We start from the raw sequence: 23777 nt of genomic DNA on the forward strand, positions 1-23777 counted from the left end.
CGTTACCAGCTAGGACGACTGTGCTTGTCACTGCTTAAGCAGCTAAAGCATAATCTACGTCACGGATACGAGATTCCGCAGCAGTTAAGTTTTCAGAAGATGTTCCAAGGTTATTGATCGTGTGATCTAAACGATTTTGGTATGCACCAAGTTTAGAACGTTCAGCAGAAACAGTTTCGATAGCAGTATTGATAGCAGTTATTGCTCCATCAGCAGAAGTTTGCGTTGAGATATCGATTCCAGCTGTTGCAGTTGCATCAGTGAAAGTGCCATCGCCGTTATCTACACGGGCAGACCCGTTACCATCGTCAACTCCTAAAGAATTTGCATCCATCGCATTGATTTGGACATTTAAACTTTGTCCTTCATTAGCACCGATATGGAAAGTACCATCAAATTGTCCACCTAATAAGTTTTGCGTGTTAAACTCAGTATTATTTGAAATACGAGTGATCTCTTCAGCTAATTGATCCGCTTCTTTTTGAAGTTCTGCACGATCTGCATCAGTGTTTGTATCGTTTGATGATTGTACTGCTAGTTCACGCATACGTTGAAGGATGCTGTGTGTCTCATTAAGTGCACCTTCAGCTGTTTGGATTAGAGAAATCAATTTGTTATCGCAGTGGTTTTTTATCCTCTGCTTCTTTATGTTTCCATAAAGTTCAGGTCATATCTTCACCCACTCTATGGGTGCCCCGCGCTCGTGGGTAGGTTATCGGTACGGTTCCTCACTACCTGACCGTCACACCTTCCTAACTACTTCTAACCGATTCATTAGTCTTGGCTCGGTATTGCCCACCATCCACTTTTGCTGGTTTGGGGTTCCACCGAATTCACGGAGTTTTCAACTAAACATTACTGCCTAGTGCGGCATTTCTAGTCTACCGTCTTGAGCATTTTTAGATGCCATATCTAATCCACGGATTTGTCCACGCATTTTTTCAGAAATGGCTAGTCCGGCTGCGTCATCTCCAGCACGGTTAATACGTAGACCAGAAGATAACTTCTCCATTGAACTTTGTTGAGCACCGTTTGCACTGTTTAACTGACGATACGTGTTAAGAGCTGCGATGTTGTGATTAATTCTCATTATTAAATTCCTCCTTGAATTTTGTCGAACCACATCCTTGTGGTTCTCTTATTTTCGAAACATCAATCAAGTCGGCCGCCTTCATTGTTGCTTCATTACATTCTTTATATCGTCTTATTCATAGAGATCTTTAATATAAAATGCAAAAAAAATAAAAGGCTGCCCTCACCCTTGATTTGGTAGAAAACAACCTGTACTTTTTACTGTTATTTATTCTTTACGATCCCTGACAGCTTCTTGATAAGATCTGAATCCACAGTTGCGGCACTGTTATTCTCCTCTTGAATTGCTAGATAGATTTCTTTTCTATGTATATCTATATTTTTCGGTGCATCGATTCCGATCTTGATTTGATCACCATCGATTCCTAGCACTTTTATCTCAATGTCTTCTCCAATCTGTACTGATTGGTTCGGTTTCCGAGTGAGCACGAGCATTTATTTATCCCCCTTCACAGCTGTAAGAGGTTGTCTGAACAAACGATGCTTCGTTTGATATTGATCATCATTCAAAACAATCTGTTTACCTGAACCGTTTTCTACGTTCACAACAATCGGTGCTTTCAAATTGGCTGTTGTTTTTTCGAATAGATCCTGTACAGTTAAAATGACAAAGACGGCTACTTCTTTTTCATCTTTTATAGCTAATTGGTCTGTAACGGCATTCGGAATGTTAAACTCGTAATCTTGGAAAAATAGAAATGGATTTGTGATTACGAAGGCTAAGTTAGGCGTCTTTAAGGATTGCAAGATACTTAATGGTGTATCTTCATCCGCAAAAGAAAGAACCACAAACTGATTTTCATCAATGAAACCGGGTAAGCCTTGTACAAATTCCAATATCTCTTTCTCTTCTATTTCCACATCTCCAAAGTATTTCGTTCCAATTTTCATCATTTATCCACCACACTTTTCATATTAGACAAAATCAATTGATAGTGAATTTCTCTGTCTTAAAAAGACTTCAACATCACCAGGTTGATAGGTATGTTCCGGTTTTTTAGGAGTCGTCTCAATGATCGGTTTATTGACTTGAACCTCGATATCAACTCTAGCAGGTTGGTAATCTAACTTCACACTTCCTGCTGAAGGAATCCACCCGATATTCCACTCTTTCATTTCACCGCCACTGTTCACTCGTGCATGTTCAGCAATTGGATTTCCACCATTTTCAATCCTCATCAACTGATCGCCTTCCTGAGCCCGACGTGCAATCCCTGCAAGTAAATCTTCCCGACCCAACTGCGCCGCTTCTTCCGTCTGGACAAAAACACTTTTTAAATCCATATCGTTCCATGCTTGAGTCTGATCAATGGTCAGTGTTCCTTTTGTTGTCTTGGTGTTTAAATCCGCTTTGGGCTGTTGGATGGACTGCTCTGCTTTCGGCTGGCTGATCTGTTGTACACCTTTAGTTGTTTTCAAACCGATTAAAGCAGGCTGCGATTGGATTCGGATTTGCGGGATTTGCATGTCATATCACCTCATTTAGCGAAAAAAGCTATCTTGCTAGATAGCTTTCATTCAAAACATCAGTAGACGTTTTAGAAACAAGAAGTTCAAGGCACGATTGTTTTGAGGAGCGGTAAAACCAAGAAACGAAGAAATTCGCCGTTTATAAATCGTATACTTTATCTTAAGAAATCCATTAACGTCGGCTGAATAATACGAGCACCTGCTGCTAAAGCTGCCCGATGGATACTTTCCTGAGTTTTCAAATCTATGATAACACGTTCCATATCCGCATCCTCATTATCGGATAAGATCCGGCTAGCAATGACCTCTTGCTCCGCAACACGATCACTGATCATTTCAACACGGTTATAACGTGCTCCAAGTTCCGCTCTTTCTGCCGTTGTGTTGTCCATATGAGTATCCAGATTAGAAAGAAAATCCCCAATTTCTTCATCGGTGTATGAAGGATTTTCAAGTTCCCCAACTAACTTTTTCAAATCATCAAATAGATCCTGAGAAAACACATTGCTTGGTGTAATATTCGTCCTTACCTTGATTCCTTTTGACACTTCAATTTCAACTGAATTATCATTCGCGGTGGCAGCTAGTGTCCCATCAGCCATAACTGGTGCTTCAGTCGTATTGTTCCCGTTGAATATATACTTCCCTGCAACCCTTGTATTTGCAATATCAATCAAATGGTCACGAATCTGACTGATTTCTTTTGCAATAGCACTTCGTTGCCCATCCTCATACGTTCCGTTGCTCGCTTGAACTGTCAACTCACGGATTCTGTGCAAAGCTTGTCCGGCTTCATCCAGAGCTGCATCCGAGTTATCCATCCAGTTATAGACCTCTGACAAGTTACGCTTGAACTGCTCAACTTCCGTCAGGTTCGTCCTGTATTCCATGCCTTTCATCGCGACGACTGGGTCATCAGAAGGTCTGTTGATACGCTTCCCTGTCGCGAGCTGATCCTGATACTTGCCCATCCGCTCATAACTCTGGCTTAAATTACGAAGCATATTTCCTGTCAACATACTTTGCGTAACACGCATCTTAAACCCCTACCTTCCTACTCGACCCATGCCGTTGATGATCCGATCAAGCATTTCATCGATACTGGTGATATTCCGCGCAGCTGCATTATACGCATGCTGGAACTGCATCATTCTCGTCATTTCTTCATCCAAAGAAACGCCACTTACAGATTGGCGACGTTCCTCCACCGACTGTTTCAATGTTTCAGAATTGCCCTTCAAACGATTGGCTTGCTGTGTATCAACTGCCATTTCACCGATTGCGCCTTCATAAAAACTTTGGAAAGTTGCGTCTCCGGATTGGAAAGTCAACGTTTCATCCTTCACATCTGAGAGTAACAATGCGTTACTACCGTCTCCATCATTTCCATCACTTGACGCTGCGATTTTATTCAAACCGCTATCGCCTGTGATGTTTGCATCGAGCTTGATCAAGGATGCTGCTCCAGACCAATCGGATGCATCAACCTTCGTTCCATCAGTACGATCAGGTATATTGAAAAAGTTTAAGCCAGTAGAATCATCCAGTCCCTTACCCGCTTGATGCTGAGCATTGAATGCTTCTACAAACTGATATGCCATTTCATCAAGCTTCGACAACATTTCTGGATAAACTTCATTATGGGCTTCAATTTGCCCTAACAACTGCCCTTTCGCTGTATAATTAATCGCCTCAGGTGCTTTACCTGTCGCATTCCCATCCTTGTCATACTCAGTCAGCGTAAAGGTGTTTGCCTTTCCATCTTGATACCCGACCTTCAGTTCATTCCAATTAAGCTTCTCCCCATCAACCAGCGTTCCGATTGCCGTCCCGCTGTCATCAACCAATTGAATCGTGTACTTCCCTTCAGCAATTTCCAGGTCATCGCCGCCACTGTCAACCTTCGAAACCTTCACGTTCGCTAGTTCCGACAACTGATCGACCAACAGATCCCGCTTGTCATACAAGTCATTTGGCAGATATCCGTGCGGCTCCAATTCACCGATCTGTCGATTTAAATCATTGATCTGCTCAGCAATTGAGCTGATCGTATCGGCTGAATTATCAATTTGCAGCTTGATATCGTCTTTAATCGAAGTGAGTGAACCTGACAAATAATTGAACGTCCCTGCCAGTGCCTTCCCGCGCTCACGAACAACCGAACGTGCACCGGAATCCTCTGGGTTGACCGCCAAGTCCTGCAGCGATTGCCAGAATCGGTCCATTGTTTTTCCTAATCCATGGTCAGACGGTTCGTTTATGATTTCTTCCATCTTTTGAAGGGCATTACTACGCGCAGACCAATATCCTGATTTTGTACTTTCACCTCGGAATTGCAAGTCCAAAAAACTTTCACGCACACGTTGAACAGAACCCGCCTCTACCCCAGTACCAAGCTGTCCAGGAATCTGCGGCCGGTTTCGTCCAGGAGCCGGGAATGCTTCCGTCTGTGTAAAATTGACACGCTGTCTGGAGTATCCGGGTGTGCTTGCATTCGAGATATTGTGTCCAGTTGTATTTAGTGCACTTTGATGGGTCCGTAACCCTCTGAGTGATGTTTCAAGTCCGTGAAACGTAGAAGACATGGTGTTTCCGCCTTTCCTATGCTTTAGAATCAAATATCGATCGTGATTTTTGATACCCGTTCTGTTGGCTCGTTTGGCCAGGTCGTCCGTAATTCGCTGTCGGTTTTTTCGGCTCCATTAATGATAATGAAGCATTGACGAATTGCAGCGATTGCCTTGTCAATTCATGGTTCAACTCATTTTGTTCTTGAAGCTCCTGAATCGTTTGTCTCAATTGATTTTGTGCATGAATGAGCTTCGCTTGTCCTTCATGGTCATAAAACCGTAACAACTGGGCCAGCGAAGGGTTTTCATCAATGACGATGCCTTGTGCGTTCAATAGCGTTTCGACTTCACGTACCCGTTCATTTTCAATCCGTTCAATGGTTTGGATGCACTTGTTCTCTTCGCTCAACAGTTTATCCAACACAGTTATGTCGTTTTTCTTCAAGGCTTCCGTCTTTTGTACGGAAATTTCTAAAAGCAATTTGTGCTGACTATGTAAATCGGACAACAGCCCGACCATACGATCCACCCTCATATGCTCACACCCTTAGCTCTTCGTCCAAAAGTCGAAGAATTTCTTCGCGACTTTCCCTGAATCTACCTGATAGTTTCCAGATTGGATTTCATTTTTCAAGTGCTCGATCTTTTCAGCGCGATCTGTTGAAGTACCGTGGTTTTTCTGCATTTCCAGCGCTTCTTTTGAAATCTGGATTTTATCTTGCTTCACTTGCTGCTGTTGCGTTTCTGCCGTTTTATTAAGCTGGTGTTTGTATGGGTTGTTTGAGATGTTTCCATATCGATTGATTTTCAATGGAATTTCCTCCTCATTTCCACCTTTGGATTATTTTTCTGTATGATAAGTTATTCGTTCCTCTTGTATACGTTTTTGGGTCGATTCATCATGTGAATGTAAGTCTTTTTTCATGCGATCGTTACAATTCACACAAATCCGACAGTTTTGAATGTTCTTTCCACAACGTTCACATGGATAAGCGATATTCGGTAATTGATTAGCGCGTATCCTGCCCTCTTTTACGAATCGGATGATCGTTTTCTCTGGCACACCCGTTGCTTCGTGTACCTCCCATAATGATGCTTCTCGATTCGCTTTCTTGCGGATGAATTTATACACGAGTTCAAACATCTTTTCTTCTTCTTTATAACATGTATCGCACACTTGTCTAAACGACTTCGCGAATATGCGTCCGCATTGCGGGCAATTGGCTAACTCCGCCATGGATGCTCTCTCCTTCAATTCTACTATATCTAGTACATATATCGGTTGTTAAAATTGAAAGTTTAGCCTTTTCATTTGTTTAGTAGGATTTACCCTCTTGCGACTGTAAAAGACATGACTTTTCGCGCACCTTCTTCTAGTAAAATCTTACCTGCAGCCTCGACAGTCGCTCCTGTCGTATAAATATCATCGACTAAAGTAATAGATTTCCCATGGATGTCTGCGCTACTTTTAAAAGTAAAGACTGTTTGATTTTCAAGACGGTCTACCCGGGACTTTTTACTTTGTTTTTCTTCATGCAGAGGTCTTTCCAAAGCATCTACGACCGTAGCGCCAAGCGATATAGCAATCAATTCACTCTGGTTGAATCCACGTTCGTATTGTCTTTCTTCACTAAGTGGTATCGGGACAACAATTGTATCTCTGAACTCCTTTTTAAAAAGTGTGCGCAACTCGTCGCTGAACGCCTTGATCAATTCTGCATCTCCTCGATATTTGAACTGTGCCATCCATTCCTGTAAAAATGAATTATACAGGAACAACGAGCGGTTTTTACTGATGGAGCGCCCTCTTCGGCTCCATTCGACACAATCCAGACAAATGTCGTTTTGCCGATATTTCTCGGGAAATAGCGAAAAAGCACGTCCGCATTGTTGACAAATCTCTCCTTCGATAAGAACTAGCTTTCCCCGACATTCCCCGCACAACAAAGGCTCACCATCTAACCCCAACAAATCTCTCCAACCTACAGCAGAAATAAACAAGTTTTTACAATAAAGACATTTCATGTGTTCACTTTTTCGGATGTCCGCCTGTTATGCTGTTCGATTGACTGTTTTGCCGACACCATCGCTCTCGTTTTTCCATAATGGTAATAGACCACCTCGCCATATGGGTCTTCTATACTACGGCCCACTCTCCCGGCAATCTGCACGAGAGCATTGGAGGTGAACACATCGTGATCAGCACCGAATACGGCGGCATCGATCTTCGGTACCGTCACACCTCGTTCGAGAATGGTCGTCGTAATCAGCATCGTAATCTCTCCTTTTCGAAATCGATTTACTTTCTCATTCCGATCTGGGTCCTCCGCATGAACGAAATCCACAGAACCATGATCTTTCAAACAATCAAACACATCATCCAAATGCTTTACAGTAGGGACAAACAGAAAACATTGCCGGTCGCTATCGAGTCTTTCTTTCACCCAATCAAATAGAACTTTCGGGAGACGCTTTTTCTTCAAACCTTTCTTCCAATTCCCACACCACTCAACCCTCGGGACAGGTAATGGATGACCGTGAAACCGTTTCGAGATATGGATGACATCTAAGTATTTCTTTTTTACACGGGACAACAGGTTTTCGGAAGGGGTTGCCGACAAATAGATCCGCGCTGCCTCTTCTTTACAAGCTTTTTCGACGGCAAACTGCAATGTTTCATCGTACGAATATGGGAAAGCATCTACCTCATCGACGATCATGACATCAAATGCTTCTTTGAAACGGAATAATTGGTGGGTAGTGGATAAAACAAGTGGGGTTGGACTATCGATAGTGGAATGCCCGCCGTAAAGTGCCTGGACCTCAACGCCCGGAAATGCGCTTTCAAATCTCGGTAAAAGTTCTGTGACAACATCTGTCCGCGGGGTAGCAAGGCATACACGTAATCCTGCTCGCAGCGCTTTTTCAATGCCAGGAAATAAGATCTCAGTCTTTCCTGCACCACAGACTGCCCAGACCAATAGCTCTGCAGAATGACCGACTAAATCACTAATTTTTTCAGCTGCCCTCGATTGCAGTTCAGACAACTTCCCGTCCCATCGTAAAATCGGTTCCTCTACGTTAAAGCTTGGACTCAGTCCATTCCAGCTTAACAACGGGGTACATTGGTTAACCCGCCCCATCATGATGCAGTTTCGGCAGTATGTGCATTCTGCTTTACAGCGGTAACAGACAAAAGCAGCAAACAACGCTTTATCACGGTTCCCGCACCTTTGACAGGAGAATCCATGTTTATCTTTTGTTATTCCTTTTTCATACCGAATAAAACCATGTAAATAATGGTCGTGCATTTTTTCAAGAGGAAACGGGATTTCATCAAATAGGAGATGACGGCCGATTAAATAATTTTGCAGCTCGCGATTGAAATGATAATCAGGTTGTAGTGGTGGATGTGGTAATTCATCGATTTTGCTGATTGGAAGAAGTGAGGTGTCTTGATCAAGCAGAGGCTCGGGACAAAGGGCGGGTCCATGTTTTGAAGGAATGGTGGCAAAACGCATCAGTCTTGCCACCTGTATAAATTGGATAAGTGCATTATTCTTTGATCCATGTCAGCCCGATACTGCCTTCACCAAGGTGCGTACCGATTACCGGGCCAAAATAAGTGATGATAACTTCTGCATTTGGAAAATCCCGACGTAACTCTTCCGCATACCCCTTCGCATCTTCCTCACGGTTGGCGTGGATGACAGAAATCTGTGCCGTTTCGTCTTTCCCAACATCATCATGAATCAATTCAAACAAACGTTTAAGTGCTTTTTTACGTGTGCGGATCTTTTCAAATGGAACGATCTTTTTATCGACGAATTGCAGGACCGGTTTGACTTGAAGCAGATTACCGACGAAAAATTGCGCACTGTTCAAACGACCGCCCCGATGCAAGTGGCTCAGATCGTCGACCATGAAGTAAGCCGGGATCCCTTTTGCTCGGATGACCTTCAGGCGTGATAGGATGACTTTCGCAGCCTGCCCTTGCTCTGCCATTTTCGCTGCTTCTAAAACGAAAAACCCTTGCGGCATGCAGCTGATTTCAGAGTCGAACACATCGACATTGATCGAGTTTACCATCGATTTGGCAGTTTCAGCACTCTGGTACGTACCGCTGATTTCGCTTGAGAGCGTAATGACGATGGCATCGGTATATCCTTCAGCAGCTAGCTTTTCATAGAGGTCTGCGAACAAACCGACTGCTGGTTGTGACGTTTTCGGCAGCTTTCCGCCTTCACGTACCTGCTGGTAAAAATCATCCACAGTAAGCTCTGTTTCTTCCTGATAGGATTCATTTTCAAAAATGACGTTCAGCGGGACCATCTTGATATTGTATTTGTTCCGCAGATCCTTTGGCAGATAAGACGTACTATCTGTAATAATTGCAACTTTATGCATTTAATTAATCCTTTCTATTTATTTTCCTACACTATGTATTTGACTAAAACTCTGAATTACCTTCCCTATTTTACTGGAATAATGTCGAAATGAACATGAAAATTTTAGAGATGGTTCGCCACACATATTAGGAATAAAGTTTAAATGTCCAGATAATCTTGAGTTTTGTCCAGAAAAATCGAAGTTATGTCCAGAAAACCTCCAAATTTGTCCAGTTAATCCGCAGTTTTGTCCAGTAAATCCATAAAGTTGTCCAGATACGCCGCTCCCTCCCCAACCTCATCATAAAAAAGAACCTTCTGGCACGCCAGAAGGTCCATCTCAATTAATTTAATTCACTTTCACCCAGCCGTTTTTGATCGCTTCGACGACTGCCTGGGTACGGTCGTTCACGTTCATTTTCTGCAGGATGTTACTCACATGGTTTTTGACGGTCTTTTCACTGATGTAAAGCGCTTCGCCAATCGAGCGGTTGCTTTTCCCATCGGCTAGCATTTGCAAGACCTCACACTCACGCCGTGTCAAAATGTGAAGCGGTTTGCGGTACTCCACCTCTTTAAAGCCAACTTCTCCGCCAGAATTTCCGCCGTGTGTCTTGATGCGACGGAATTCACTTAACAAGTTCACGGTTACCTTCGGGTGCAGGTATGCTCCACCGTCAGCAACGACTTTTACCGCTTCGATCAATGCATCTGCATCCATTTCTTTCAACAAGTACCCGGATGCGCCAGTTTGTACAGCATGTGTCACATAAGCCTCATCATCATGGATGGAAAGGATGACGACTTTGATTTCAGGAAAACGTTCAACCAAACGGCGTGTCGCTTCAACACCATTGATATTCGGCATGTTGATGTCCATCAACACGACATCAGGGGAATAGGAGTCGATCAAGTCGACAGCATCCTGTCCATCGTCACCTTCTGCTACTACTTCAAAATTTTCTTCCATGTCTAAAATACGTTTTACACCTTCACGGAACAGTTTATGGTCGTCAATCAATACGATTCTTGTTTTCACGGCGTTTACTTGTGTCATTTCCATGCCTCCTGCTTACTTAATGGTATTTGAATGAATATCATAGTTCCCTTTCCAGGGTTACTCTCAATTTTTATGGTGCCTTCTAATAAATCGACTCGTTCCTTCATTCCGATGATGCCAAAAGATTGATCTTTTTTCTGTGTCTGATCGAATCCAACACCATCATCTCGAACCAGGATCGACAACACTTCATCTTGAAACTCGACCTTCACCTGAATCTCAGCCGCCTGTGCGTGTTTACATGCATTTTGCACAGATTCCTGGATCAGCCTGTAAGTAGCTACTTCCATTTTCGATGGTAGGCGCCGTTCGTTGCCAAGACTTTTCAAACCAATTTGGATTCCCGTAGATCCCGAGACAGTACGAAGATATTTTTCCAGTGTCGGGATCAGCCCCAGGTCATCAAGTGCCATCGGCCGCAAATCATAGATAATCCGTCGGACTTCGATCAAAGCATTCTTGACCATCTGTCTCAAATCCTTCAATTCTCTATGCGCTTCGTCGACACCTTTTTGCATGTATATTTTTTCAATCAATTCTGAGCGTAATAGAACGTTCGCAAGCATTTGAGCTGGACCATCATGGATTTCCCGTGACACACGCCCTCGCTCTTCTTCTTGCGCTTCGATGATTTGTAAACCGAAATCCTGCTTTTCTTTGGCATCTTTGACGATTTCACCGACTTTACGCAGGTCGCTGTCCAGATAACTTAAAACGACACTGATCTGACTGACCAATCGTTCTGCCCGCTCAACCGTTTCTTCTAACGTGAGGAGTCTCCGCTCGATATCATCTCTACGCTCCCGCAAAGACGCTTCCTTCTGGCGTATCGAAATCAATTCTACTTGAAACTGGCTGGCAGATTCATAAGCTTGTTTGATTTCTTCTTCACCATACCGCTCAAAATGTTTACTGACCTCAGCCAGCTTCGTCCGAGCAAGGCGAGCTTTTGTTTCCAGTACATCCCCGCGTTGAATCGTTTCTAACACCAATTCTCTGATTTCTTTCAATTCTCTCGATAAACGTTCAAATTCTTCTCTTGATTGTTCGCCAATATCAAAGATTTGTTCTTTACTTTCAGTAACGGTGGCGATCGTTTTATCCAGGATTGAATCGATACTGCTTGGATCAAACGTTTTTGTAGGGTTCATGATAATCTGCCTCCAATACTACTGTAACGAACAATCCCCTCTAGGCACTAGGTCCTTCTTACCCATTTAACCGAAAAGTCCTATATCCAAAATTTTCCCTTATTAATTATTACACAGTTCGAAATAATTTTGGAATTTATGACTTTCTTACTCAATTTTTTTCTATTATTTCTAAAATTTGATGGGAGATAAGTCCAGATATATAATTGAAAAAGGACTCAACCAATCTGGAGGTTTATATGCTCTCATCATATTATACCGTAAAAGGTTACGGAGAACACGAAATAAACGTTCAAAAATCAAGATTTATCGCATATGTCGAAAGGGCTGAAACTGAACAAGCAGCTCAAGACTTCATCCAATCGATCAAAAAGAAGCACCATGATGCGAATCACAATTGCTCAGCGTATCTTATAGGCGAAAATGACCAAATTCAAAAAGCAAATGACGATGGTGAACCAAGCGGTACGGCTGGAGTCCCAATCCTTGAAGTTTTAAAAAAGAGAAAATTGAAAAATACAGTGGTAGTAATTACCCGTTACTTTGGGGGAATTAAACTCGGTGCCGGGGGGTTGATCCGTGCATACGGGACTTCTACATCAGAAGGACTTGATTCGACAGGAATCGTGGAGCGGAAATTGATGAATATCGTGGCATTTCGGGTTAATTATTCCCTATTAGGTAAATTTGAAAATGAAATAAGAAACTCAGACTACCCGCTTAAGACTATCAATTACTTAGATGATGTTGAATTTCAAGTCTATGTACCTGTTAATGAAAGGGACACACTCATTGACTGGATTACCGATCTATCAAGTGGAAACACTCATATATCTGATACATCTGAAACAGAGTATCTGGAGCAAGATGTATAGAGTACTGCCCTTGGTCATGGAGCGGATGGATGCCGCTCCATCAGTCTCTGAAAACTTCCGGCACAGCTAAAATAAATACATTTAGCATCAGACCGACAATAACACCGAATATGCCTCTCTTCACCGCTCCACCATCCGTCGTTGTTACTGACATTTCTTGATGGATTTCCGTTTCTCTCAAGTTCAACAATTCGTCAGTGACCTTTGGTAGGGATTCTGCGCCAGGATTGTGTTGTTCCATGTCTTCAACTTGTTTTTTCAGCATCTCTTCCTTTTGTTCATAAACCTCTTCACTTTTATCTAAAAGAGACGCAATGACAAGATGCAAACGTTCCCCCGCTTTCTTTTCGTCCTCATCCGTTAATGAAAGCGTAAGGATCTTCCCTTCTTTCAATTCAACCGACATATCCGAAAAATCTTCGTCGGAGGTTGTCAACTGTTGCAAATATCTCTCCGTCTTCAGCTTCTCCATCATAACTGTATCATTTGTTAAAATACTGTCCTGAAAGTTCCCGAGCATGATTTCTACAGTTGCAGTGCTGACAACCGGGGCTTGCGCTGCCATATAGTAAGAAATCGCTCCAGTCAAGAGCGGCAAAAGAAGCAGCAGCCACAATAGTTTTCTTATCCTTACTCTTGTCCGATCAATGATATGACGCATAATCTTCAAAGGCTCCCTCACGTAATTTTATGTTCAGATGCATGTAATTCAAAAACCCTAAGCCGAAAGCGAACAATAACCAGGTATAACTTAACGTCATGATTGAGCTAGGACTGACACTTGCAATCGAAAACACAACCAGACCCAAAATCAGACTCTCACTGATCATCTTCACCTTCCAGGAGGCATACGTTCGATTGATTCTAAACAGTTTGATGACCATCCCGATATACAGAAGTAAATAACACGTAAAGATGAAGACACCATAGTTCACCATGATCTCCGCCCACCAATTATGTAAATTCGTTTGGCCGAACGTCGGATAAATGCTTTCATTTTTTATATAGTACTCCGCATTCCCTGCTCCTATACCGACCCCATACGTATCCTGAAGAAAAGCCATTCCGTTTCTCAACAGGTTTTTTCGGATATCGACTGAACCATCTTCAACCCCTGGGTCGCCTACCACACTTGAAACCTCAGTAATAATGCTTCCAACAGCAGACATCACACGCTCAAAAAACAAGACCGTTCCAAGAATGACCGCACCTGATCCCAGAAATACCGTCCTGACCTTCTGTTTAAGGTTCGCTAAAAATATAAACCAAACGCTGAAACCGAGAAGGATCGCAATGATACTCGCCCGCGAAGTACTGACCAATATCAGATACAACCCAGATAAGGTGATGAACAGTCCTAAACCTTTCAACAAGATTTTTTTGGCGTGGTTAAAAAGGGCAAACCCGAAAAAGATCCCGATGACCATGAAGCTGGCAAAGTCATTTTCATTCGTAAAAACCGCTGACGGCCTTCCTCTGATATAATCCGGAGCAGTTGCAAGCCTCGATATCGGCAAATGCTGATGAGTCAGATGATTCCAAAAGCCGAATAAGATGAAAAGCAGGACTGCACCAATCCAAATCGAAAAAAACACCACGTAATCCCGTTCTTTATAAAAGAAAAAGACGACAAACAAGATCGTCAAAATCCCTGAAGTTAAAAAGATGAAGTCCCTGGCTCCGTATGTTAATGACTTTACCCAGCTCAACGACAATAGACTATAACCTACCCAATACATAAAGAAATAGAGAGCAGGTTTAACGTAAATGGAGTCGGTTGATAATTTATGCTTCGGTCTAGCAAATTCGAACAAAAATAAAATCCCCATTACCATCAGGAAGATGCGATAAGGAAAGATACTGATCGGACCTGCTGTTACATTGATGATTCCGGGTCCGATGAAGAAACTTGCGATTAAAAGGTAAAGCACCAGAGAAGTGAGAGGCACCTGGTATTGGAAGATTTTCTGCACAACATAAAGCAAGGCGAGAGAAGAAACAACCATAATCCCCGGCAAAACCAGGTCATTCCATGAGTTCAACACATACACGTGTTGAAAGGTCCAGCCAAGTATGAAGGAAAATAAGATTGCCAATATGATTTGGTTTACTCTGGTGTACGCTGCATCTAGATTCCTCATGGTAAACTCCTTCTGATTTCTACTCTCTTTGTTAGTTCGAAAAAGACGGCCAAACGCCACCTTTTGGCTTTATTGGTTCCGGAGCAATTGATTTTCCGGCACATCTCGTAATTTCTTTGCAGGTGAACCAACAACCAGCTCTTCCTTTCCGACATCTTTCGTCACGACACTGGCAGCGGCCACTGTCCCGTCCTCATGTATCGTTTTTCCAGGCAAAATCGTGGAGTTGGCCCCCACTCGCCCGCCATCTTTGATCGTGACGCCTTTGAATTTATCGTACCGTTCTTTTGAACGAGCCATATAATTATCATTCGTCGTTACAACATATGGTGCAATAAACACATAATCGCCTAATTCCGAATAAGCAGTGATATAGGAGTTAGTTTCGAGTTTACATTTTGTACCGATCGAGCAATCATTTTCTACCGCTACGCCTCTGCCGACTATCGTCTTAGCGCGGATCCTCACCCTCTCGCGAATCGTGGCGAGATCAGCGACAAAAACATCCTCAGCTATTTCAGCATTGGCATAAATGATCGAGGATGTTCCGATTGTGCACCCCGCACCGATCTTAGTAGGAGGCAGTTTTTTCACATCGGGAAGAATCGAGTTCTTAGCACGGGTTGGCTGTTTCCCGATTACGACATTATCCTGTATAAGGACATTGTCCCCAATTTCAGATCCTTCATAGATCACGACGTTGTTCCCGATTGTCACATTCTCACCGAATGAAACACCTTCTTTGATCACGACATTTTCGCCTAAAGTTGGAGTGGACATACCTTGACCTCACTTCTTTTAATAATCTGGAATTTAGCGGACACCAGAGCGCTTACTTGTGAACAATTCAGCTTTTTTACAATGATTTTCCTAAAATAAGGTCTGTGGTGTCCGCTATTTTCAAAAAATCAGTGTAAAATCGCCAAATAAGGTCTCCTGTGTCCGTTAACGGTAACGGTTATTCCGCAACAAAAGTGCCACAATTAAAGTTACTTATAAAATTTCGCTATCGTTTCCACAACATATTCCTGTTGCTCTTTTTTCAATTCCGGGAACATCGGCAAGGATAGAACTTCGTCGCAAGCCTTCTCTGTTTCCGGAAGATCGCCTTCTTTATAGCCTAATTCAGAGAATACCGGTTGCAGATGGAGAGCTTTCGGATAATAGATCATCGACGAAACACCATTCTCCTTCAAAAACTTTTGCAGATCATCCCGATTTTCAACTCGGGTCGTGTATTGATGGAAGATATGGTTATTATGTTCCTCGATGAAAGGGGTCACAACCTTCTCCCCAACATTCTCCTTCAAAAGTTTCGTGTACGTTTCCGCATGTTTTTTCCGTAGGGAACTCCACTCATCCAAATGAGGGAATTTCACGTTGAGGATCGCTGCCTGGAGTTCATCCAGCCTGCTGTTATACCCAAGAATATGATGGTAGTACTTCGGCTTACTACCATGGACACGGATGACGCGCATCGTTTCAGCAATCTCATCATTATTACTGACTACCATCCCAGCATCACCATAAGCTCCGAGATTTTTAGTCGGAAAGAAACTATAACATGCGGTCGTTCCTAACTCCCCGGGTTTCTTTCCTTTATATTCTGAACCGATTGCTTGAGCTGCATCTTCAACTATTGCGAGATCATGCTTTTCGGCTATCTCAACAATCGCGTCCATATCTGCCATCTGTCCATACAAATGGACCGGGATGATTGCTTTCGTTTTCTCTGTTACAGCTTCTTCTATTTTTTCAGGATCGATATTATACGTTTTCGGATCGATATCGACGAATACAGGGATAGCCCCGATCCGAGCGATCGCTCCTGCCGTCGCAAAAAACGTGAATGCCGGACAAATCACTTCATCACCAGCTTCCACGCCGCATCCTAATAATGAGATATGAAGTGCATCACTGCCATTCGCTACACCTACACCATGCTTAACGTTACTATAACTTGCAATATCCGTTTCCAATTTCTTGACATTGTCCCCTAAAATAAACCTTGAAGAAGACATCACCTCTTCAAGCGCTGCGTTGATCTCTTGTTTCAAATTGAAATATTGTTCACTCAAATCCAGCATAGGTACATTCATTTCCGAAACCTCATTTCAATCATTAAAATTGTTATATATCTCGAGCAATCTTTCACTCTCTTTTTCCCAATTATATTTCTCTGCAACAGCTCTTCGTCCGTTCTCTCCCAATCGCCTGCAGCGCTCAGGGTCTTCCAGTAATTCAAGTATCGCTTTTGAAACTTTCGCTTCATCCAGTGGATCGACGCATATCCCGCAATCATTGTCTTCGACGATTTCTTTCCAAAGCGGGAAATTCGAAGCGATGACCGGTAACCCTGCTGACATATATTCGAACATCTTGATCGGCAAGGAAACGACAAAGCGCGGTTCCGGATGGAGCAAAACTAATCCAACCTGCGATTCAGCCAACGTCTGTTTCACTTCCTCACGTGATAAAAACCCTCTGTAATCGACATGTTTCCATCCAGATAACTGCTTCACCTCATCTTCGAGTGCAGGTTGAGCAAAAGTACCGCCAAGGACCAACTCAGCGGGACTGACCTGATTGACCCACTCCATGGCATTGATCATCTCGACAATTCCTCTCAATCGATAAATGCCTCCGAGGTAGACGACCTTGCCACTTTCCATACTCGCCATTCCTCGTTCAGAATCTTCCTCATCGATAAGTTCACGAAGAATCGGATAGTTATGGACCGTCACTGTGTTTGGGTTATGGGGACGGAATTTATCCATGATATAAGGAGTTGCGGTAACGACAGCATCAAACTTGCTTGAAGCTTTCTTTTCATATCGTGCAAAAGCTTTCGACATCAGTTTCCGGACTCTTTTCGGAATCCACTGCTTTGATAAAATCTGTTCTGGCACATCCTCATGCACATCATAAATCACTTTTTTCCCTAGCTTTTTCAACTTCATCCCGATTGGAATCAGCTCAGGATCGTGGAAATGGTACACATCTGCATTCTCAGCTTCAGCAGCTTCGAAAACAGATCTCGTCGTCTTCAAAATCCGTTCAACTGGATGTCGCGGACTAGATGAAACGCCTACAATCTTGACCCCATATTCTGTTCGGTTTTCTTCCTTCGGGACGATGTAGCTTACGTCATGCCCAGCTTTCGCAAGGGATTGACACTCTTTGATGACGATCCGGGTGTCCAGTCCCGAATGAACGGATGTTATGTGACAAATCTTCATTGGATCAACAACTTTCAAATAATTCGACTGGTTCTTCTTTAATATTTTCCTCCAGGTCATCGACAATACTTCTCCACGAATATTCCCTTTCTACGAATCGCCGTCCGTTCCAGGATAGTTCTCCATAGTCTTTATCACTCATTGCGGCACATTCAATCATTTTTTCGGCAAGATCTTCAGGGTTCTCAGGCTCTGAGATGATTCCGCATTTGTTTTGTGTGATCAGTTCTTCACTTTCTCCTACACCTGAAAAAATAACCGGAACGCCGGAAGATAACGCCGGGAATATTTTAGATGGTCGAGCACCCTTGAACAAATCGATGTTTTTCAAAGTGACAAGGCTGAAATCTGTGATGGCATAGACATTTGGCATCTCACTGACCGGCACTGGATCATGGAACGTGACATTCCGTAAATCCATTTCCTTCGCCATATCAACGATTTTTTGTTTTTCAGGGCCATCCCCAATGAATAGAAACGCGATATGATTTAATTGTCGATCCTGAATCAATTTTGCGGCCTTCAATACGGAATCCAACGCCTGAGCATAACCCATTCTTCCTGCGAAGGTGAAGACCTTTTTCCCAGTCAGATTCAACGACTCAAGCTTTTCAGCATTCTCAATCCCAGGTATGAATTGGTCTGTATTTACACCATTAGGCAGCAAGAAGACATCCTCTTCGTTTTTTCCTTGCTTAAGCATGTACTCCTTGATCCCTTCTGTTGCGGTCGCAATTTTCCAGGCCTTTTTATATAAAAATTGTTCAAGCTTTTCAGCAAATCGGATACAGGTTTCATTTTTCAAGATGCCAAGCTCAACAGCTGATTCCGGCCAAATATCCGCCACATTGAAGATGAACTTTGCCCGCTTCAATTTTGAAGCGATATAGCCGGTGATTCCTAAAAACAAGGGCGGTGACGTGCAGATGATGACGTCTGCAGGCTTTGCCTTAAATACAGAATAAAAGGCACTGAATGTAAAAGAAAAATAAGATGCAAGCCTGCGTAAGAAACTCCCTTTCGGAGAAGGATAGATCCACGTCCGATGGACAGGGATTCCGTCATAGTTCTCAAACTGATAAAACTTCCCCTTGTATTCTTCAGGAATTTCACCATGCGGGTGATGAGGGAATGCTGTCAGTACCTCTACTTGATGTCCGCGTGCGATCAATTCTTTTCCTATCTCATACAGTCTGATCTGTGGTGCTCCAACTTCAGGTGGAAAGTTTTCACTTAATAGGATGATTCGCATTTCAATACCCTCACTTGTCGAATGACTTTTAAAATGACTGTTTTCGCATAGATTGTTGTTTTTGAGTTTGGAAATATACTTGCTTTCCTAGGACAATCTGCAACAAAACTTTTAGAAAACATCAACAAAATTCATGTCAGTTGTTCAACGATCTTCTCTGCTGCATCTGCTGAACCGAAATAAGGTTTATAGGATGGTTCAACTTCCTTTATCACTGCTTGCACGATTTCGTCTGTATTGGTTCCGACTAAAATGTTTGCATCATCTTCTAACGTTTCTACCCACTCCGTCTGCTCTCGCATCGTCACACAAGGAACTTGCACAAAATAGGCTTCCTTTTGCACACCACCGGAGTCAGTCAATATCTTTTTCGCATTCGATTCCATCTTTAGCATATCCAGATAACCGACTGGCTCGATGATTTTCAAATTCGGGATCGAAGAAAGATCAAGACCGTACTCCGAAATTTTATTTTTCGTTCGTGGATGAAGCGGCCACACCTTCATTTCTTCTATTTGCGCAAAGGCATCTAAAATATTGGACAACTTGATCGGATCATCAGTGTTTTCAGCTCGATGCACGGTGATCAAATGATACGAACCAGGTTTGATCTGTTGGTTTTCCAATATTCGAGACTGCGTTTCCGCAAGCTGTCGATTATATTCGACTGCGTCATACATGACATCACCGACATTGATGATCTTCGCATCCACATTTTCGTTTTCCAAGTTCTTCACTGCTGTCTTGGTAGGACAAAACAAGTACTCCGAAACATGGTCCGTCATAATCCGATTGATCTCTTCCGGCATTTTTTTATTAAAGCTGCGTAATCCCGCTTCTACATGAACGACAGGGATGTGCAACTTACAAGCCGCAAGTGCCCCAGCTAATGTGGAATTCGTATCCCCATAAACCAAAACATAGTCTGGTGTTTCAGTAAGAAGGATGTCCTCGACTTTTTCCAACATCCGGCCTGTCTGCTTTCCATGCGAGGAACTTCCGATTTCCAAATTGTAATCCGGCTTCGGGATATTCAATTCCTCGAAGAAAATATCCGACATGTTTTTATCATAGTGCTGGCCTGTATGCACGATGAGTTCTGTATGCCGTTTCCTTAACTCCCTCGACACAGGCGCAGCTTTAATGAATTGTGGTCTTGCACCTAAAATCGTAATGAATTTCATGTGATTGCTCCCATTATTACAACTTGTAGTACTTTTCAGGCTTCGCATATTCCTTTAGTGCGTTACGTGTATCGAAAATGACAGGACTAACTTCGCCAATCATTTTATAATCGAATTGACTATGGTCAGTGGTCAAAAGAACAAGATCTGCTTCGTGCAGCACTTCTTCTGATAGTGAAACCGGCTTGATGATTTTTTCCCCGAGCTTGAACGATTTCACATGTGGATCCACTACTACATAATCCGCACCCTGTTCATCAAGCTTTTCCAGAATCTCTAGTACTGGTGATTCACGTACATCATCAATATCTTTTTTGTAGGCGACTCCTAGTACGACGACTCTTGATCCATTCAACGGCTTTTTCTCTTTATTTAAAATCTGCATCGAACGTTCTAGTACGAATTCAGGCATACTGTTGTTGATTTCTCCAGCGATTTCGATCAATCGTGTGTGATAGTTGTATTCACGAGCTTTCCATGTCAAGTAGAATGGATCGATCGGTATACAATGCCCTCCGAGTCCCGGTCCTGGATAAAAAGCCATGAACCCATAAGGTTTCGTAGCTGCGGCATTGATGACTTCCCACACATCGATACCCATCTTGTTACAAAGAATCGCCATCTCATTGGCCAGTGCGATATTCAGGTGTCTGAAGGTGTTCTCAAGGATCTTTTCCATTTCGGCTATAGAAGGACTGGAGACCTCATGGACATCTCCTTCAAGCACATTTCGATAAAGGGCAGCAGCAATCTTTGTACAAGATGGTGTGATCCCACCAACCACTTTCGGCGTGTTCTTCGTGTTATACACTTTGTTTCCAGGATCGACACGTTCAGGGGAATAAGCGATGAAAATATGCTCCCCGCAAACTAAGCCTGTACTTTCTAAAATCGGCTTCAACACTTCTTCTGTCGTGCCCGGATAAGTCGTACTTTCGAGAACAATGAGCATTTCCGGATGCAAATGCTTCGCGATCTCCTTACCTGAGCTTTCTACATAAGAAGTATCTGGCTGCTGGTAAGTGTCAAGAGGTGTCGGAACACAAATCGCTACTGCATCCACTTCCTTGATCAGCGAATAATCCGTTGTCGCTTTGATTTTCCCGTTTTGTGTATACTTGACGAGCTCTTCATCTACGACATCTCCGATATAGTTCACACCAAGGTTCACCATGTCTGTCCTTTTCTTTTGTATATCGAAACCGATGACATCATATCCAGCCTTCGCTTTTTCCACTGCAAGCGGCAGCCCTACATACCCAAGTCCAACGACTCCGATTGTAGCTTTTTTACTGAGGATTTTATCTAACAGAGAACTTGCGCTTTGATTTAAAATTGCCTTTTCTGAAATAGCCATTGGGACAATCCCTCATTTCTTATAGTTTGATTGGTCTATTGGTGTCAGCAGACTCTTCAAGTAATTTAACTGGACGATTACTGTCTGCAGATTCATAAAGAGCAATGACTAATGCTAACGCGTTCTTTCCGTCTTTTCCTGTAACGATCGGTTCCCGGTCATTCTTGATGGCTTCTACCATATCTTCAATGATCCATTGATGCCCTGGTTTCCCAAACGGGTCTGATTTGACGCGATCGATAAGTTCATTTGAAACCTGGTCATCTATTCCCTCAATATTGATGTGCTCGATCAGATTTGCTGTCGTTCCTCCAATTTTCAGGGTTCCAGATTCACCGAAGATACTCAGTGTCTCTTCAAGGTTTCTCGGATAAATGGTTGTCGCTGCTTCAATGACACCTAATGCGCCATTCTTGAAGCGGACGACACCTAAGGAAACATCCTCCGACTCAATGTTACGGAGCCGTGTCGCACCCATACTGAACACTTCATCGACTTCACCCATCAGCCATATGAGCAGGTCCAGATTGTGTATCGCCTGGTTCATCAGGACGCCGCCATCCAATGCTCTTGTCCCACGCCATGGCGCCTGGTCGTAATAGGCCTGGTTTCGGTTCCAGCGGACTGTTGCATTGGCATGGCTCAATTTCCCGAATTTATTTTCATCCATCAACTTTCTTGTTTCCATGATCACCGGCCGAAAGCGGTTTGGATGCACAACGGATAGCTTTACTCCGTACTCCTTACTGGCAGCAATAATTCTGTTGGCATCCTCCAGTGTCAGCGCAATTGGTTTTTCAACAACAATGTGCTTACCAGCTTGAGCGGCTTTGACCGCAATATCGGCATGAAACCCGCTTGGCGTACAAATATTGATTACGTCAACATCTTCTTGTTCTAAGAGCTCATCCAAACTTAAAAATCCTTTTACGCTGTACTCTTCGAAGAAAGGAGCCATCTTTTCTTGGATAGTGTCACAAACCGCATACAATGACGCTTCCTCACTGTTTTTAATAGCTTCCGCGTGCTTCTTGGCAATATGCCCGCATCCTACAATAGCGAAATTCATGATTCGTTAACTCCTTTATGATCAAGTTCGTTTATCATGCTGTTGATTCCAGCTTCAACGGAATAGACTGGTACCCATCCAGAAGCTTTTATGAATTTAGAGTTATCGAGACAGCTCCGGTAAATGTCGCCTTTGCGAGCTGCGATATGCTCAGGTGTGACATTTCTCCCCATCGCTTCAATCATGTGTCTGCATAATTCGTTAATCGTGATCTCAGTGTTCGTGCTCAGGTTATACGTCCCGCTTGGCGTGTCTAGTGCATAGTAATGGGCCCGCGCAATATCTTCTACATAGATGAAGTCTCTTGTTTGATTGCCGTCCCCTTCGATTTTCGGGGTTTTCCCTTCAGCAAGAAGGTCGTAGAAAATCTTGATTACGCCACCTTCACCTTTTGCGGTCTGCTTTGCTCCGAACACGTTGGCATAGCGCAGAATGACAAATTCGATACCGTACATGCCGCATAAAATCTCGACATACTTTTCAGCCGTCATTTTTGAGATTCCATAAGGCGACATCGGTTCTAAAATACTATCTTCCTGGATCGGTAGCTGCTCATTATCACCGTATACTGCTGCCGATGATGCGAAGATTACCTTCTTAACATTCGCTTTTTTCGCGAATTCTACTACTTTAATGGTTCCAGCAATATTCTGTTCCATATCAAACATCGGGTCTTGAACAGAGACAGGGACCTGAATCTGAGCTGCAAGATGGATAATGACATCTATGCCGTCTACCCCTTTCAGATCACAAAGGTTTTGAATGTCACCTTTATAGAAGGTGTCATTCTGTTCAATATTGTCTGGATTGCCTGTAGACAAATTGTCCACGATTAATACCTGATGCCCTTTTTCCTTCAAAAGATCTTTCGTGTATGTTCCTATGAAGCCTGCCCCGCCTGTTATTAAGACCTTCATTCAGAAAACCTC

The 23777-nt window shown here is 43.1% G+C and carries 24 protein-coding genes and 2 pseudogenes; 1 reads left to right on the plus strand and 25 read right to left on the minus strand.

From position 1 onward, the window contains the following. Positions 1-34: 34 nt before the first annotated feature. The 15 genes and pseudogenes from KOL94_RS13715 to KOL94_RS13785 form a co-directional block, all read right to left on the minus strand. Positions 35-607: pseudogene (locus tag KOL94_RS13715) on the minus strand (flagellin N-terminal helical domain-containing protein); the annotation flags it as partial. A 276-nt stretch (positions 608-883) separates the two neighbouring features. After that, positions 884-1090: pseudogene (locus KOL94_RS13720) on the minus strand (flagellin N-terminal helical domain-containing protein); the annotation flags it as partial. Between the two features lie 206 nt (positions 1091-1296). Beyond that, a complete protein-coding gene (gene csrA, locus KOL94_RS13725) occupies positions 1297-1527 on the minus strand; it encodes a carbon storage regulator CsrA (protein ID WP_221566967.1) in 231 nt (76 codons plus the stop codon). Beyond that, positions 1528-1983 (minus strand): flagellar assembly protein FliW, encoded by a 456-nt coding sequence (fliW, locus tag KOL94_RS13730; RefSeq protein ID WP_221566968.1) that lies wholly within the window; start codon positions 1981-1983, stop codon positions 1528-1530. A 24-nt stretch (positions 1984-2007) separates the two neighbouring features. Then, positions 2008-2559 (minus strand): DUF6470 family protein, encoded by a 552-nt coding sequence (locus KOL94_RS13735; protein WP_221566969.1) that lies wholly within the window; start codon positions 2557-2559, stop codon positions 2008-2010. Between the two features lie 158 nt (positions 2560-2717). Further along, positions 2718-3599: a flagellar hook-associated protein FlgL gene (flgL, locus tag KOL94_RS13740; protein WP_221566970.1), complete on the minus strand. Its 882-nt coding sequence runs from the start codon at positions 3597-3599 to the stop codon at positions 2718-2720. A gap of 9 nt (positions 3600-3608) precedes the next feature. Continuing rightward, positions 3609-5147: a flagellar hook-associated protein FlgK gene (flgK, locus tag KOL94_RS13745; protein WP_221566971.1), complete on the minus strand. Its 1539-nt coding sequence runs from the start codon at positions 5145-5147 to the stop codon at positions 3609-3611. Between the two features lie 16 nt (positions 5148-5163). Then, positions 5164-5667, minus strand: coding sequence for a flagellar protein FlgN (locus tag KOL94_RS13750; RefSeq protein ID WP_221566972.1), 504 nt, complete (start codon positions 5665-5667; stop codon positions 5164-5166). A 12-nt stretch (positions 5668-5679) separates the two neighbouring features. After that, complete coding sequence (flgM, locus tag KOL94_RS13755) at positions 5680-5943, minus strand: flagellar biosynthesis anti-sigma factor FlgM (RefSeq protein WP_221566973.1); 264 nt, start codon at positions 5941-5943, stop codon at positions 5680-5682. Between the two features lie 30 nt (positions 5944-5973). After that, positions 5974-6369, minus strand: coding sequence for a TIGR03826 family flagellar region protein (locus KOL94_RS13760; protein WP_221566974.1), 396 nt, complete (start codon positions 6367-6369; stop codon positions 5974-5976). A gap of 89 nt (positions 6370-6458) precedes the next feature. Then, positions 6459-7100 (minus strand): ComF family protein, encoded by a 642-nt coding sequence (locus tag KOL94_RS13765; protein WP_369010060.1) that lies wholly within the window; start codon positions 7098-7100, stop codon positions 6459-6461. A 53-nt stretch (positions 7101-7153) separates the two neighbouring features. After that, positions 7154-8653, minus strand: a complete 1500-nt coding sequence (locus KOL94_RS13770; protein WP_221566976.1) for an ATP-dependent helicase ComFA — start codon at positions 8651-8653, stop codon at positions 7154-7156. A 34-nt stretch (positions 8654-8687) separates the two neighbouring features. Next, positions 8688-9539: a DegV family protein gene (locus KOL94_RS13775; protein ID WP_221566977.1), complete on the minus strand. Its 852-nt coding sequence runs from the start codon at positions 9537-9539 to the stop codon at positions 8688-8690. A gap of 330 nt (positions 9540-9869) precedes the next feature. Beyond that, a complete protein-coding gene (locus tag KOL94_RS13780; protein ID WP_221566978.1) occupies positions 9870-10577 on the minus strand; it encodes a response regulator transcription factor in 708 nt (235 codons plus the stop codon). Further along, positions 10574-11731: a sensor histidine kinase gene (locus tag KOL94_RS13785; RefSeq protein WP_221566979.1), complete on the minus strand. Its 1158-nt coding sequence runs from the start codon at positions 11729-11731 to the stop codon at positions 10574-10576. Before KOL94_RS13785 ends, KOL94_RS13780 begins: the two co-directional genes overlap by 4 nt. A gap of 239 nt (positions 11732-11970) precedes the next feature. Between KOL94_RS13785 and KOL94_RS13790 the strand changes: the two genes are divergently transcribed. Further along, a complete protein-coding gene (locus KOL94_RS13790; protein ID WP_221566980.1) occupies positions 11971-12606 on the plus strand; it encodes a YigZ family protein in 636 nt (211 codons plus the stop codon). A gap of 40 nt (positions 12607-12646) precedes the next feature. On the opposite strand, the gene KOL94_RS13795 is transcribed toward KOL94_RS13790, so the two are convergent. From KOL94_RS13795 to KOL94_RS13840, 10 genes are all read right to left on the minus strand, one after another. Next, positions 12647-13267 carry a hypothetical protein gene (locus tag KOL94_RS13795; protein ID WP_221566981.1) on the minus strand — a complete coding sequence of 207 codons (621 nt, stop codon included), beginning with the start codon at positions 13265-13267 and terminating at the stop codon, positions 12647-12649. Further along, complete coding sequence (locus tag KOL94_RS13800) at positions 13251-14747, minus strand: O-antigen ligase family protein (protein ID WP_221566982.1); 1497 nt, start codon at positions 14745-14747, stop codon at positions 13251-13253. Before KOL94_RS13800 ends, KOL94_RS13795 begins: the two co-directional genes overlap by 17 nt. A gap of 69 nt (positions 14748-14816) precedes the next feature. After that, positions 14817-15527: an N-acetyltransferase gene (locus KOL94_RS13805; protein ID WP_221566983.1), complete on the minus strand. Its 711-nt coding sequence runs from the start codon at positions 15525-15527 to the stop codon at positions 14817-14819. Positions 15528-15736: 209 nt separating this feature from the next. Then, a complete protein-coding gene (locus KOL94_RS13810; protein ID WP_221566984.1) occupies positions 15737-16846 on the minus strand; it encodes a DegT/DnrJ/EryC1/StrS family aminotransferase in 1110 nt (369 codons plus the stop codon). A 15-nt stretch (positions 16847-16861) separates the two neighbouring features. After that, positions 16862-17986 (minus strand): glycosyltransferase family 4 protein, encoded by a 1125-nt coding sequence (locus tag KOL94_RS13815; protein WP_221566985.1) that lies wholly within the window; start codon positions 17984-17986, stop codon positions 16862-16864. Between the two features lie 4 nt (positions 17987-17990). After that, a complete protein-coding gene (locus tag KOL94_RS13820) occupies positions 17991-19238 on the minus strand; it encodes a glycosyltransferase family 4 protein (protein ID WP_221566986.1) in 1248 nt (415 codons plus the stop codon). Between the two features lie 131 nt (positions 19239-19369). Beyond that, a complete protein-coding gene (gene wecB, locus KOL94_RS13825; RefSeq protein ID WP_221566987.1) occupies positions 19370-20422 on the minus strand; it encodes a non-hydrolyzing UDP-N-acetylglucosamine 2-epimerase in 1053 nt (350 codons plus the stop codon). A gap of 16 nt (positions 20423-20438) precedes the next feature. Next, complete coding sequence (locus KOL94_RS13830; RefSeq protein ID WP_221566988.1) at positions 20439-21779, minus strand: nucleotide sugar dehydrogenase; 1341 nt, start codon at positions 21777-21779, stop codon at positions 20439-20441. A gap of 19 nt (positions 21780-21798) precedes the next feature. Next, positions 21799-22851 (minus strand): Gfo/Idh/MocA family protein, encoded by a 1053-nt coding sequence (locus KOL94_RS13835; protein ID WP_221567723.1) that lies wholly within the window; start codon positions 22849-22851, stop codon positions 21799-21801. Then, positions 22845-23765 carry an NAD-dependent epimerase/dehydratase family protein gene (locus KOL94_RS13840; RefSeq protein WP_221566989.1) on the minus strand — a complete coding sequence of 307 codons (921 nt, stop codon included), beginning with the start codon at positions 23763-23765 and terminating at the stop codon, positions 22845-22847. Before KOL94_RS13840 ends, KOL94_RS13835 begins: the two co-directional genes overlap by 7 nt. Between the last annotated feature and the right edge of the window lie 12 nt (positions 23766-23777).

Source organism: Alkalihalobacillus sp. TS-13 (assembly GCF_019720915.1).
In the GTDB taxonomy this organism is placed as follows: Bacteria; Bacillota; Bacilli; order Bacillales; family Fictibacillaceae; genus Pseudalkalibacillus.

Excerpts from the sequence above, each read along its gene's own strand:
- csrA (WP_221566967.1), bottom strand. The coding sequence starts at position 1,527 with ATGCTCGTGCTCACTCGGAAACCGAACCAATCAGTACAGATTGGAGAA.
- fliW (WP_221566968.1), bottom strand. The coding sequence starts at position 1,983 with ATGAAAATTGGAACGAAATACTTTGGAGATGTGGAAATAGAAGAGAAA.
- KOL94_RS13735 (WP_221566969.1), bottom strand. The coding sequence starts at position 2,559 with ATGCAAATCCCGCAAATCCGAATCCAATCGCAGCCTGCTTTAATCGGT.
- flgL (WP_221566970.1), bottom strand. The coding sequence starts at position 3,599 with ATGCGTGTTACGCAAAGTATGTTGACAGGAAATATGCTTCGTAATTTA.
- flgK (WP_221566971.1), bottom strand. The coding sequence starts at position 5,147 with ATGTCTTCTACGTTTCACGGACTTGAAACATCACTCAGAGGGTTACGG.
- KOL94_RS13750 (WP_221566972.1), bottom strand. The coding sequence starts at position 5,667 with ATGAGGGTGGATCGTATGGTCGGGCTGTTGTCCGATTTACATAGTCAG.
- KOL94_RS13760 (WP_221566974.1), bottom strand. The coding sequence starts at position 6,369 with ATGGCGGAGTTAGCCAATTGCCCGCAATGCGGACGCATATTCGCGAAG.
- KOL94_RS13770 (WP_221566976.1), bottom strand. The coding sequence starts at position 8,653 with ATGCGTTTTGCCACCATTCCTTCAAAACATGGACCCGCCCTTTGTCCC.
- KOL94_RS13775 (WP_221566977.1), bottom strand. The coding sequence starts at position 9,539 with ATGCATAAAGTTGCAATTATTACAGATAGTACGTCTTATCTGCCAAAG.
- KOL94_RS13780 (WP_221566978.1), bottom strand. The coding sequence starts at position 10,577 with ATGACACAAGTAAACGCCGTGAAAACAAGAATCGTATTGATTGACGAC.
- KOL94_RS13785 (WP_221566979.1), bottom strand. The coding sequence starts at position 11,731 with ATGAACCCTACAAAAACGTTTGATCCAAGCAGTATCGATTCAATCCTG.
- KOL94_RS13790 (WP_221566980.1), top strand. The coding sequence starts at position 11,971 with ATGCTCTCATCATATTATACCGTAAAAGGTTACGGAGAACACGAAATA.
- KOL94_RS13795 (WP_221566981.1), bottom strand. The coding sequence starts at position 13,267 with ATGCGTCATATCATTGATCGGACAAGAGTAAGGATAAGAAAACTATTG.
- KOL94_RS13800 (WP_221566982.1), bottom strand. The coding sequence starts at position 14,747 with ATGAGGAATCTAGATGCAGCGTACACCAGAGTAAACCAAATCATATTG.
- KOL94_RS13805 (WP_221566983.1), bottom strand. The coding sequence starts at position 15,527 with ATGTCCACTCCAACTTTAGGCGAAAATGTCGTGATCAAAGAAGGTGTT.
- KOL94_RS13810 (WP_221566984.1), bottom strand. The coding sequence starts at position 16,846 with ATGAATGTACCTATGCTGGATTTGAGTGAACAATATTTCAATTTGAAA.
- KOL94_RS13815 (WP_221566985.1), bottom strand. The coding sequence starts at position 17,986 with ATGAAGATTTGTCACATAACATCCGTTCATTCGGGACTGGACACCCGG.
- KOL94_RS13820 (WP_221566986.1), bottom strand. The coding sequence starts at position 19,238 with ATGCGAATCATCCTATTAAGTGAAAACTTTCCACCTGAAGTTGGAGCA.
- wecB (WP_221566987.1), bottom strand. The coding sequence starts at position 20,422 with ATGAAATTCATTACGATTTTAGGTGCAAGACCACAATTCATTAAAGCT.
- KOL94_RS13830 (WP_221566988.1), bottom strand. The coding sequence starts at position 21,779 with ATGGCTATTTCAGAAAAGGCAATTTTAAATCAAAGCGCAAGTTCTCTG.
- KOL94_RS13840 (WP_221566989.1), bottom strand. The coding sequence starts at position 23,765 with ATGAAGGTCTTAATAACAGGCGGGGCAGGCTTCATAGGAACATACACG.